Annotated in this window: 10 protein-coding genes; 2 read left to right on the top strand and 8 right to left on the bottom strand. The window is 31.8% G+C overall.

Annotated features, from left to right (window positions below):
* Nucleotides 1–43: 43 nt before the first annotated feature.
* A complete protein-coding gene (locus tag KA867_RS10675; protein ID WP_019468155.1) occupies nucleotides 44–514 on the bottom strand; it encodes a DUF2538 family protein in 471 nt (156 codons plus the stop codon).
* Between the two features lie 22 nt (nucleotides 515–536).
* Nucleotides 537–1,820: an LCP family protein gene (locus KA867_RS10670; RefSeq protein WP_210137995.1), complete on the bottom strand. Its 1,284-nt coding sequence runs from the start codon at nucleotides 1,818–1,820 to the stop codon at nucleotides 537–539.
* 462 nt (nucleotides 1,821–2,282) lie between these two features.
* On the opposite strand from KA867_RS10670, the gene KA867_RS10665 reads away from it, so the two are divergent.
* Nucleotides 2,283–3,941: a phospho-sugar mutase gene (locus KA867_RS10665; RefSeq protein ID WP_210137994.1), complete on the top strand. Its 1,659-nt coding sequence runs from the start codon at nucleotides 2,283–2,285 to the stop codon at nucleotides 3,939–3,941.
* A gap of 18 nt (nucleotides 3,942–3,959) precedes the next feature.
* A complete protein-coding gene (locus KA867_RS10660; RefSeq protein WP_210137993.1) occupies nucleotides 3,960–5,138 on the top strand; it encodes a serine hydrolase domain-containing protein in 1,179 nt (392 codons plus the stop codon).
* A 608-nt stretch (nucleotides 5,139–5,746) separates the two neighbouring features.
* On the opposite strand, the gene rihC is transcribed toward KA867_RS10660, so the two are convergent.
* From rihC to KA867_RS10630, 6 genes are all read right to left on the bottom strand, one after another.
* A complete protein-coding gene (gene rihC, locus KA867_RS10655) occupies nucleotides 5,747–6,655 on the bottom strand; it encodes a ribonucleoside hydrolase RihC (RefSeq protein ID WP_210137992.1) in 909 nt (302 codons plus the stop codon).
* 620 nt (nucleotides 6,656–7,275) lie between these two features.
* Nucleotides 7,276–7,566, bottom strand: coding sequence for a cytochrome aa3 quinol oxidase subunit IV (gene qoxD, locus KA867_RS10650; RefSeq protein WP_107385237.1), 291 nt, complete (start codon nucleotides 7,564–7,566; stop codon nucleotides 7,276–7,278).
* Nucleotides 7,563–8,168 (bottom strand): cytochrome aa3 quinol oxidase subunit III, encoded by a 606-nt coding sequence (gene qoxC / locus KA867_RS10645; protein ID WP_107385238.1) that lies wholly within the window; start codon nucleotides 8,166–8,168, stop codon nucleotides 7,563–7,565. Before qoxC ends, qoxD begins: the two co-directional genes overlap by 4 nt.
* Complete coding sequence (gene qoxB, locus KA867_RS10640; RefSeq protein ID WP_210137991.1) at nucleotides 8,158–10,146, bottom strand: cytochrome aa3 quinol oxidase subunit I; 1,989 nt, start codon at nucleotides 10,144–10,146, stop codon at nucleotides 8,158–8,160. The genes qoxC and qoxB overlap by 11 nt, the downstream gene beginning before the upstream one ends.
* Nucleotides 10,146–11,267, bottom strand: a complete 1,122-nt coding sequence (qoxA, locus tag KA867_RS10635) for a cytochrome aa3 quinol oxidase subunit II (protein ID WP_210137990.1) — start codon at nucleotides 11,265–11,267, stop codon at nucleotides 10,146–10,148. The genes qoxB and qoxA overlap by 1 nt, the downstream gene beginning before the upstream one ends.
* Before the next feature lie 266 nt (nucleotides 11,268–11,533).
* Nucleotides 11,534–11,851, bottom strand: a complete 318-nt coding sequence (locus tag KA867_RS10630; protein WP_210137989.1) for an immunoglobulin-like domain-containing protein — start codon at nucleotides 11,849–11,851, stop codon at nucleotides 11,534–11,536.
* Nucleotides 11,852–12,405 lie beyond the last annotated feature (554 nt).

Raw genomic sequence — 12,405 nt, 5'->3', positions numbered from 1 at the left:
ACCCTATCACAATTATAATGTAATAGGGTAGTTATTTAATGAGTTATTGAGCTTCTTGACGTACTAATGCAGTATATTGCCAAAAAATTCTCATTTGTGCAATATTCCAATTGTTCATGCCCATGGTAAAACCTGATGGTCTAAATAAATTAACATCTGTTACTTCAAGCGCTGCTGCAATTAAATATTGTAGCGGTACACTGAGTTCTTTCATTGTTTCAGTTATACCATTTTGATCATAAACCCAAGAAAAAGGTAGTTCTGATTCAAAAACATCAACTTTATCAAAAATTTCAGGTAGGGCTACGATATAACATGCGCCATCTACAACAGGATTGGTTTCACTATCCTTGTAGTAGATTCGTAAAGCTTCATAGTTTTCACGATGTGCGTGATTAACATAGAAAAATTCATTTCTAAAAAGTGCCATATCTTTACTATGGATTAATTGTTGTTCTAAAACGTTAAACATACCGTTTATATTTGCTAATTTTTCATATGTTTTTCGTGACATGTCGCGATCTCCTCTCTACAGCTTAATATAAATTTGTTTGTAATTCTTGCGTGTTTTGTTGTTGGTTTGGATCCTGTTGCTGTTGATTAGGATCTATTTGTTGATTTGAATCAGGTTGTTGATATGAATCATTTGGTTGCTGTGTTGTTTGATTATTATCTTGTTGATTTTCATTTGTTGAATTTGGGTCTTGCGAATTTGAATTATTTTGTTCTGATTGTGAATTTGAATTGTCTTCATCTTTTTCAGAGCTATCTTGTTGATTTTTACGTAATAAGCTACTGTCAATTTCAGTTTGTGGTACGAGTGTACCATAAAAATCAATAACACGTTTATTCAAGAAATCGTCTGTATCCTTAATTTTAGGTAAATTTAAATCGCTGCGCAAAAGATTTGCAGTATCTTTTATATTTTTAATATTAGGATTATAGTAATAAACACCATTCAAATAATCATCTTGACCTTCTAGTTGTTTACTTTTAATTTCAACATCATCTTTTAAGTAAGAAGTAGCTAGTGCTTTTACTTCTTTATAACTTAAATTATGTTTCGCATTCTTTCCTACTATTTCAATTACATCATCTAATTTACTGAAAGAATCTGCCTTTTGAGCTTTAATAAATAGCTTTTTGATTAAATCCATTTGTCTTTGGCCACGTTTTAAATCTGAATCTTGATGACGTGTTCTAGCAACTGCTAAAGCCTCATCTCCATTTAGCTTTTGATGTCCTTTTTTCACTTTTATTTTCCCAGTATCATTTGTATTTGGTTCAGAAATATTATATGGAACATCATATTCAATGCCACCGAGTTCATCAACGGCATCTACGAATGCTTCCATGTTAATTCTTACATAATAGTCAACGGGAACATTCAATGTAGCTTCTACTGAATCCATAGAAGCTGTAGGGCCATCGTATGCATGTGCATGTGTGATTTTATCATAATACCCAACCTCTGGAATGTAACTAATCGTATCGCGTGGAATACTTAGCATTCGAATTTGTTCTTTATCTGCATTAAAAGTGGATAATATCATTGCATCAGTTCTTGATTGTTCAGTACTTTGACCATTTTTTTGACGACCACTATTATCATCGATACCTAAAAATAAAATAGAAATTGGATCTTTAGACGGGTTTATTTTCGATTCACGAATACTTGATTCTCTTGATGTATCGCTCGTATTCAATGAATGTTCAAATGCACCTTGTGACGATTTAAGTAATAAAATGGCAAATATAACTGGAACAACTACAAGAATTAAAGATAGAAATATTAAAAAGTATTTTAAAAATTTATTCATGTATGAAGCTCCCCATCGTATGTGATTTTGTGTATATTACAATATTAATCTAGTGTTAAATTTTTGGTTGTTTCATTAAAATATTGTAAAGAGAAATTTGTACTATAACTTATAATTTTATAACTAACATAAAAAAATATCAACTAAGAATTTATCCTACTAAAGTTTGAATTATAAATTAGCATACAGATAAGCATTAAATTATTCTTAATGATAATAATATAAATAATTATAAGAAAATCAACATATCTAAAAATGATTTATTTATGAACATACGATATAATTAACATATGTTAAATGTTATTGAACATTGATAACATTAATATTTTTATTAAAGTAAAATTTTAAAACAGAGATTTCAAATTCAAAACGATTTTTGGTATTTATTAAATCAATTCTACGATGAGATAATACCTCGTAAATAATTGTTTAATATATTGGAGTTTCAAGGAGGATATAACCATGAAGTCAGAATGGTTGGATAAATTAGATGAAAGTTTAGTAAAAACATTTTATGAAGCACAAACCGACAAAGAAATAGAAGAAGGGTTTAGTGGGAATTTAACGTTTGGCACTGCTGGTATACGTAGTACTTTTGGTTTAGGGCCGGGTCGATTGAATGCATTTACAATTCGTAAAGTAGCATTAGGCTTATCACAATATTTGAAAGAAAAATATGATAATCCATCCGTCGTAATCCATTTTGATACAAGATTATTATCTAAAGCATTTTCAGAAGAAATGGCATCTGTTTTAGCTCAAAATAATATTATTACGATCTTATCAGAAAATTATAAATCTACACCAGAATTATCATTTGCGGTTAGGTATTTAAAATCAAGTGCAGGTGTGATGATCACTGCCAGTCATAATCCTAAAAACTATAACGGTATTAAAATATACGATCAAAATGGTGGCCAATTATTGCCAGATGAATCGGAAGATTTAAGTCAATATATTAACGCTATTGAACGTCCATTACAAATTGATGGAGGCAATTTTAATGCATTACTAAATGATAAGAAAATCACATATATGTCACATGAAGTTACTGAAGCTTATAAAAGTGAAGTGAAAGATTTAGTCGGGGATATTCCTGAGAAAGATGCAAAAGTAGTACTTACGAGTTTACATGGTACAAGTTTACCTTTAGCTTCTACGATATTATCGGAATTAGATTATGATAATTTTGTTATTGAAAAAGAGCAATCCACACCAGACGGTAATTTTCCAACTGTTGCGATAGCTAATCCTGAAGATGAAGCTGTGTTCGAACGTGGTATTAAGTTGGCAAATGATACTGATGCACAATTAATTATAGCAACTGATCCTGATGCTGATAGACTAGGTTTAATTGAACGTTATGATGACGAAACATATAGGTATTTTAATGGAAATGAAATAGGTATATTACTTACTAAATTAAGATTTCAAGATTTGGTAGAAGAAGGTAAGCAACTTTACATGATTAAATCTATAGTCACAAGTGAACTTGCGGAAAGACTAGCTTTAGCATTAGATGTTGAAGTAAATAATGTGTTAACAGGATTTAAATATATTTCAAATTTATTGGAAGAAGAAAGCACACAACAAGGTAAACAATTACTAATTGCTTTTGAAGAAAGTCATGGCTATTTAGCAAAGCCATTTTCGAGAGATAAAGATGCAATCCAAATGGTACCTTTATTAATCAAATATAAAAATTTATTAGCGAACAATGGGATGACATTTAAAGATACAATAGATGATATATATGCTCATATAGGTGCATATCAAGATAAAACTTTATCACCAACTTTTGAAGGTGCAGAAGGTATTGAAAAGATCACTAAAATAATGGACCAATTTAGAAAAGAAGATATTTCAACGATTTGTGGTCTTGAAGTAAAACAAATTGAAGATTATCAAGTAGGTACCATTAAAAATGTAACAGAGGGTAGTAACGAAGCTTTATCTTTACCTGAGACAAATTTAATTCGTTTTATTTTTGATGAAGGTTTCATTGCATTGAGACCTTCTGGTACTGAACCTAAAATTAAATTGTATTTCTCTTTAAATATAGAGGATATTGATGTCTTAACAAATCAATTTAAAGATGAATATATCAATCATATAAAATAACAACAAAGAGGCAACAACATGAAAGTCAACAAATTTAAAATATTTATTGTTTTAATCATTTTCATATTTTTGATTTTAGGATTTACTGGATACAGACACTATAAGCAAATGAAAGATTATATTAGTCCTTCAAAGGTTTTGACCAAGGAAAATGAAAAACAATCTTCGAAAACTCAAAAAAAGTTAAAAACAGTTGTTGATCACAAACATCCACAAATTAATAAAATTGATGAGTATTTAGAACAAACTCATTTTAATGGAACCATTGCGCTTTTTGAAAGAGGTAAACTCAAACTGAATAAAGGCTATGGTTATAAAGACTTTGAAAAGAATGAAGAAAATAATGCCAATACGATGTTTTTAATAGGTTCAGCCCAAAAATTCATGACAGGCATCATGTTAAAACAATTAGAAATTGATGGTGAGATTCATATGATGACACCTGTGAAGCATTATTTAAAATGGTTTGACTCAAATTATCCACTATCTATTAAACAACTGATGTTACATCAAAGTGGATTATATAAATATAAAGCTAATCCAAAATTTAAAGATTTAAATGATGCGACACACGCGATACAACAGAAGGGCATCAACCCTTTAGATTATAATAAATATCAATATAACGATGCTAATTATTTAATATTGTCAAAAGTTATAGAAGAAGTAACACATAAATCTTATACGCAAAATTTAAATGATAGATTAATAAAACCATATAATTTAGAATATACAGCACGATATAGTAATTTGAATTTCAAAAAATATATGGCTGTTGGTTATAAAAATGATAAATTAACTGGAAAACGTATCCGTCAAAAACCTAATATTTTAAATCAATATGATGGGGCAGGTAATATTTATATGTCTCCTTATGATATGGGAAAAATAGTATTAAATTTGCAAAATAATAGAATTTTTGATGCAACAACTACCATGCCTTTTATTCATGAAAGTTTAACTACACAATATCCTAAACCATATCGATATGGGTTTTATTCATTTGCTGATAAAAATAGAATTAATGGTATCTTTTTTGGTAATATATTCACTGTATATTTTAATGATAATTATGTAATTGTATTAGCAACAAATTATGACAACAGCAAAATAAATAACGAATATAAAATGAAACATATTTACTATAAGTTATTACATCAAGGTGGTCATTATAATAGAGTAAAACAGCTGTATTGAAAAATTAAGTGATAGGGGTATAAATATCTCTGATTAAAACATCACCGTCAATTTCTATCGTGTTTTTATAGAAATTGACGGTTTTTTACTTTTTATAAATTGGTTTGTGCTTAAAAGAATTAATGCTTCTAAGAGTGAAACTAAGAATAATGTTAAATGATTATTTTTAAGATTTCTCATTAAATTAGTTTATCTATGAATTTACATAGATGAAAGTATCTTTGTATATCTACAAAATATTTATTTTTATGATTTGTAAGGTGCTAACTGGATAATCATATGTGTCAAAAACGCCAGATTCGAGCTTATATCCATAATAAAAAACTGTCAAGATTAAAAAGGATTCTAGGACACCATTGATTCATCTCAGATACAATTATATTGTTAGCGAATGACTGAATTGAAAAAGAAACTCCCATTTCTCAATTATTGAGTTAGTGGGAGTTAAGCATGAGGTTTAGCTCAGATAATCATTTTATATTTTTACTAATTCTAGTTATCATTGTTATGATATTATGGCGAAATCTTTTTAATAAAATTAGATTTCTGTCTTACTTCTTTTTATGAGAAAGCATGTTAATGTTACTAGCGTTTTGTGTATTTAAAATTTACTTACAATATTTTAAAGTATCAATAAACATCTGTTTAAAGATATTTGCTTGTACGGACATTACTACGGTTGTATTAGGAAATTGAGATTTGAAATCAACAACTGAAGCACCCTTGGTTAATTTGCCATCTGTTTCAATTTGCACATCAGCTTCTTGTACATCAAAGTGTTCTGGATGTAGTAGGTAAAGCAACGTGTATGCATCATATACATTAATGCCTTTTTCAAAATCGTCTCCTCTATAATGTTTGAATAACTGATGTAACATCCTTCCTGTATCGTTGATAAAGTTAAGCTCATTAATTGTGTCATGCGTTAAACTAGAACTTCTAGCAACGTCTAATCCTATCATTGTTAAGGGTAGACCAGCATTAAACACGATTTGAGCAGCCTCAGGATCACAATAAATGTTAAATTCAGCTAATGGTGTTACATTACCTCGAGATGCTGAACCGCCCATTAATACAATTTCTTTAATAAATGTCTTTACTTCAGGATAAGTCATTAGTAATAATGCAATATTCGTCAATGGGCCAATGGGAATAAGTGTGATGGGCGCTTCACTTTTAAGTAAAACATCTCTCATGGCCTCAACGGCATGTGTAGAATTGAGATCACTTTCATTAATTTCTGGGAAAGTATATCCTTCCATTCCCGATTCACCATGTACATCACTTGCATCTACAATATCTGATAACAATGGTTGTGAGGCACCTCTATGTACAGGTATATTACTATTAAAGAAACGCTTGAGTTTTAAAGCATTAGCAGTCGTTTTTTCGATGCCAACGTTACCATTGACTGTAGAAATCATTTTCAAATCAAATTCTGGATGGTTTAATGCAAAACTTATTGCTGCTGCATCATCAATGCCAGGGTCTGTATCAATAATAATTGGTTGTTTCATAATTTATCTAATCCTCCTATTGCAAAAATAACATTATCAATTATATTCTACATCTTTTGTGGAAATAAATGTTACAAAGTAAATTATTGATTGAAGTCATAGGGGAGGTTGATAAATAAAACTATAAAAAAGACTTCTGTTTCGAGAAGTCTCAGAATGTAGACAAATCCTTTGCATTAATTTGCGAAGGATTTGTCTATTTTTATATTTTTTTCAAAATAGTAGTGGTATTTCAGACCATTACTAGCCATTTTACTAACCACATTGCCAATTTGTAAAGATTCATGACAACACAAATTAGTATGGTATCCATAAAAACTTTGTCATGGGGTCTATATATCTCGTTCATCGCATACCGTGATATTCTTTTATATCGCCAAATCTTCTCACAATTTCTTTGATTATTTGTCCCATTGATTTGAGATGAAATAGTCTCTGAATAAGTAACATTTTTAGTGTGATATTGACAGTGATTTGAGCCAACTCTTGTGGGAAGCGCACTAGCCGAAGACTTCAGGATAAGGTAGTGCCTGCGAAAAATGTGCACAAAAAAACTGCCAACAAAGTCTGAGACTTTGTTGGCAGTTTGAGACTCCTTGAGAGAGAAGTCTTTTTTAGGTTTATAAGTGGCTTGAGTGTCCACCTTGCATTACCCAATACGTACCAATAACTGTAATTAGAGTAATGATAACCGCAAATATAACTTTAAATCCTTGTAAGTTTCCATCTTTACCTTCAGTTAAGTGCATGAACATTAATAATTGTACTGCAGCTTGGATAAAGGCAAAGCCAAAGATGATTGTAATCTTAGCATTAAGTGCCATTGATGTGTATAAGGTTACGAATACTGCTAAAATAGTCAATACGATTGAGCCAATAAAACCGACTGTGTGTTTTACAATTGTATTCATCCGCTAAACACCATCCCTATCATATATACGGCAGTAAAGATGAAGATCCAAACAACATCTAAGAAGTGCCAGTATAAGCTTACTATAAATAACTTAGGAGCATTATCTTTATTTAATCCACGCATTGCAACTTGAATTAATAAACATGTAATCCAAACGATACCTAATGATACGTGGGCACCGTGCGTTCCTAATAGAATAAAGAAACTAGACCAATAAGAACCAATCGTTAAGTTAACACCTTCTGAAACATAGTGAGCAAACTCATAAATTTCAAAGCCTACGAACACAAGTCCGAATAGTAAAGTGATAACCATCCATATTGTCATTAATTTTGCTTTTTCTTGTCTCATATAGTAAATAGAAATACCACAAGTGTACGAACTAATTAATAATGCAAATGTCATTATTAAAACTAGGGGTAATTCGAACATTTCAGTTGTCATTTTACCGCCATAGTCGCCACCATGTTGAAGCGTTAATAGGGTTGCGAATAGCGTACCGAATAATGAGACTTCTGCTGTAAGGAATATCCAAAAGCCAAGTCTATTTAAATTACCTTCATGCGAACGTTGATCAATAGTGTTTGCATCATGACTCATGACTTACAGCCTCCCTTTCTTTTATACGTGCTTCACGTAAACGTTTTTCGGTTTCTGCTACTTCAGAAGCTGGAATATGATAACCGTGGTCTACTTGGAAACTGCGGTAAATCATAGTACCAAAGATACCTATTAAGCAAATAACTGCAGGGAGTATTGTTTCAAAGACAAGGAAGAATCCTCCGATTGTGAAGAAAATTCCTATCCAGAAACCAACTGGTGTATTATTTGGCATATGGATATCAGAATAATTGTGATTATCTAAGTAGTGTCTACCGTGTTCTTTCATATTCACAAATGTATCATAGTCATTCCAATCTGGTGTAACAGCAAAGTTGTATTTAGGTGGCATTGCTGAAGCAGTTGACCACTCTAATGTACGTCCTAAGCCATACCAGTTATCACCAGTAGCTTCACGTGGTGCTTTGAAGAAGCTGTATACGATACTAGCAACTAAGAACATAAAGCCTAATGCCATCATTAATGCTCCGACAGTAGAGATTGCGTTTAACATCCACCATCCATCTTCTGGCATATAAGTGTATAAACGACGAGGCATACCATCTAAACCAAGAATGAATTGTGGTATGAAACAAACGTTAAATCCGATTATGAATAACCAGAAACACCATTTGTTTAATGTCTCGTTTAATTTAAATCCAGTCATCTTAGGCCACCAGAAAATTAAAGCACCTAGACAAGCAAATACAACACCAGCCACTAATGTGTAGTGGAAGTGAGCAACTAAGAAGTACGTATTATGATACTGATAGTCGGCTGCTGCCATAGAAAGCATGACACCTGTTACACCACCAATTAAGAAGTTAGGTATGAAACCTAATGCGAATAGCATTGGTGATTCAAAAGTGATACGGCCTTGATAAAGCGTAAACAACCAGTTAAAGATTTTAACACCTGTTGGTATACCAATCAGCATAGTTGTGATTGAGAAGAATGAGTTAATTAATGCACCATTACCCATAGTGAAGAAATGGTGAACCCAAACTAAGAAACTTAAGAATGCGATTCCTGCTGTTGCCCAGACCATACTTTGGTGACCAAACAGACGTTTACGTGCAAATGTTGGAATGATTTCTGAATAAATACCGAATGCCGGTAGGATAACGATATAAACTTCGGGGTGCCCCCATACCCAGAAGAAGTTAGCCCATAACATTGGCATACCGCCATTTGCGACTGTAAAGAATGCAGTATCGAAGATTCTATCTGTTGTGAACAGTGCTAAAGCTACTGTCAATACTGGGAAAGCCAAAATAACGATTAATGCTGTAATGAAAGTAGTAACCGTGAACATTGGCATTTCCATAAATTTCATCGTAGGTGATTTACATCTAAGTATTGTTACAAAGAAGTTAATACCAGTCATTAGGGTACCTATACCAGAAATCTGTATCGCGATTAGGTAGTAGTTAACCCCAGGTCCTGGACTGAATTCTCCTGCAAGCGGTGCATAGTTAGTCCAGCCAGCTGCAGGTGAGCCTCCGATTATAAATGATAAGTTGAATAACAACATACCAGAGAAAAATAACCAGAAACTTACGTTATTTAATACAGGGAATGCAACGTCTCTTGCACCAATTTGAAGAGGTACAATAACATTCCATAAACCAAAAATGAAAGGCATTGCCATAAAGATAATCATTATTACGCCGTGCGTACTAAAGACTTCATTATAGTGGTTTCCTTCTAAGAATGTATTATCTGGAATTGCTAATTGTGTACGCATCATTAGGGCGTCAATACCACCACGTACGAACATTAATACAGCACAGATTAAATACATAGCACCAATTTTTTTATGGTCAATAGATGTGAACCATTCTCTGTATAGATATTTCCACAATTTAAAATAAGTAATTACTGCGATCACTGCGATGATAGCAAACGGTGCACCAATTTGTGCCATTGTAATCATCCAGTTACCTTGAACGAGTAATTGATCCCATGGGAAATTCATTAATGTCCACCTCCATGTTCATGGTCTTTTTTCTCAGCTTTAGATGCTTTTTCATCTTTAGCACCTTCTGAGATTTTTTCCATTTCGTCCATATTATGTGATTCTTCATCTTTGAATTCACTATTATATGGTTCATTATTGCCTAAAATCATAGCTTTCATACCATGACGTTCATAGTTTGCGTTTGTGATTTGTGGTTTACGTGCAGGTTTATTAGGTTTATCTAATACATCCGCTTTAATTTCCTCAGGTGTATTAAAGTTAGGATCTTTCTGTACGTAATTGAAACGATCATAAGCATGGAAAATATACTCAGGATCAGCTGCTGGATCAACAAACGCCATGTGCGTACCACTGAAAGTTAAGTTTTTATTTTCAGTAGTTGGTAAAAGTTGTTTATCAAAAGTATCTTGATCTAATTTCTTTTGACTTTGAGCATCTTTTACCCAATCCTCAAATTTATTTTGGCTTACTGAATTAACATCAAATGTTTGGCGAGCGAATCCTTCACCATTGAAGTTTGAGTTACGTCCTCGGAACGTACCTTCTTCACTAGCAGTTAATGTCCAATCCATTGTCATACCAGTCATCGCATATTTTTGGCCACCTAATTGTGGAATCCAGAAACTTGTCATCATATCCATTGATTGGAGTTTAAAGACAACAGGGCGATCTTTAGGTATTGTTAAGTGATTAACAGTTTCAATTTTTTCATCAGGATAACTGAAGAACCACTTATAACCAGCGCTTGTTGCATAAACAACAAGTGGATCGTCTTGTTTTTCTGGTTTAGCTTCATACATGTAAAGTGATTTTACAGTAGGAATAGCTAAAGCGATAACGATAATCACCGGAATGATAAACCAAATTGTTTCCATTAAAGCACTGTGATGCATCTTACCTGCTTCTTCTGTTTTGTGTAATCTATATTTATATAGAAACAGAGTGAACATGATAAGTACGGCGGCAATAATAACAAGCATGAAGATGATTGAATACATAATCAAGAACTTCGAGTCACTTGCTACCGGCCCTTTTGGGTTTAAAACTTCTACATTTGAACAACCACTAAGTATAATTAGTGAGCCAAAGAGTAGAAGCAAAGACTTAAATTTTGACACTTTTTTGACCTCCTAATACTACAATTGTAGGGCTTACCATCAATTTTAAGATATTACGCAATATTTACAAGTGTTTGTGTAAAAAAAATTATTGTAAAATTAAAAGAAACCCAACAAACTCAACGTCTGACGGGCTTTCAAAGATTTGTTAAAATTATGTGTACATTTTGTGAAAAGTGTCATATTTTAGACGATAGGATAAATTCACACCAAATATTGATTATTTGGTGTGAATTTCATCGTGACATATGTATTCATAAATTATTTTATTTTACTTCAATATATCTTACTGATTTATTCATTGCACCTTCTGAATCTTCCACTGTATATTCAACTTTGTATTTTCCTTCTTTTTCTGTATTTATATTTCCATTCACTGAAATTTTGTGCGTCAAGTCACCATCTTCTTTGTCATAAGCACGGACACCATTTAATAAATTATAATTATTTCCTTTATCAATGATTATATCGTTTGTTCCTTTTAATTCAGGTACTGCATTTTCTGTAGCTTCTGCACTTAAGTTAGGTGAAACAAGTGTTGCAGATACACCGAGAGCTGATAATGACTGTATTAATTTATTCATAACGTTAACCTCCGTATGAGCGTCATTTATTTTTATCTTAAATACACTATATTTTATTTTGAATGAAATTACATCGTACTATAGTCTTAATATAACGTAATAGTGTAAATTGAGTGATAATTTTTTGAAAAAATTCAGTTAATTGTAATATTTTTTGATAAGCATAATAGCAATTAAACAAAATTGAGTGATAATCGAAGAAAACTGCATGAATGTATGTATTAAAACGGATGGATTATTTTAGCACATTATTTAAAAGCAGATATGGTGGGGGGAGAAATCTAATTTTATTAACAATAGATTGTTGACTCATCTCGGTAAAGATGACGAGAATCAAAAAATATAAAATGATTACTTGAGCTGCAGGTCAGGTATAAGTATTACTAACTCAATAAATTGAGAAGTGGTACTTTAATTTTTAGTTCAGTTATCTACTGACAATATGAATGCATCTGGGACGAATTAATGAGGTTCTCACACAATTTTTATAATAGGCCTTATTTTCATACAGTGAAATAATAGGCATCTTTTACAATTAAACCAAATGATTTGAA

This window comes from Staphylococcus sp. GDH8C109P (assembly GCF_017893405.1).
GTDB classification, from domain to species: domain Bacteria; phylum Bacillota; class Bacilli; order Staphylococcales; family Staphylococcaceae; genus Staphylococcus; species Staphylococcus cohnii.
Note: the sequence above shows the minus strand (reverse complement) of the source record. Positions and strands in the feature narration are given on the sequence as shown.

What these genes read in the sequence shown, in the direction of transcription:
- KA867_RS10675 (WP_019468155.1), bottom strand. Translation starts at nt 514, where the DNA reads ATGTCACGAAAAACATATGAAAAATTAGCAAATATAAACGGTATGTTT.
- KA867_RS10670 (WP_210137995.1), bottom strand. Translation starts at nt 1,820, where the DNA reads ATGAATAAATTTTTAAAATACTTTTTAATATTTCTATCTTTAATTCTT.
- KA867_RS10665 (WP_210137994.1), top strand. Translation starts at nt 2,283, where the DNA reads ATGAAGTCAGAATGGTTGGATAAATTAGATGAAAGTTTAGTAAAAACA.
- KA867_RS10660 (WP_210137993.1), top strand. Translation starts at nt 3,960, where the DNA reads ATGAAAGTCAACAAATTTAAAATATTTATTGTTTTAATCATTTTCATA.
- rihC (WP_210137992.1), bottom strand. Translation starts at nt 6,655, where the DNA reads ATGAAACAACCAATTATTATTGATACAGACCCTGGCATTGATGATGCA.
- qoxD (WP_107385237.1), bottom strand. Translation starts at nt 7,566, where the DNA reads ATGAATACAATTGTAAAACACACAGTCGGTTTTATTGGCTCAATCGTA.
- qoxC (WP_107385238.1), bottom strand. Translation starts at nt 8,168, where the DNA reads ATGAGTCATGATGCAAACACTATTGATCAACGTTCGCATGAAGGTAAT.
- qoxB (WP_210137991.1), bottom strand. Translation starts at nt 10,146, where the DNA reads ATGAATTTCCCATGGGATCAATTACTCGTTCAAGGTAACTGGATGATT.
- KA867_RS10630 (WP_210137989.1), bottom strand. Translation starts at nt 11,851, where the DNA reads ATGAATAAATTAATACAGTCATTATCAGCTCTCGGTGTATCTGCAACA.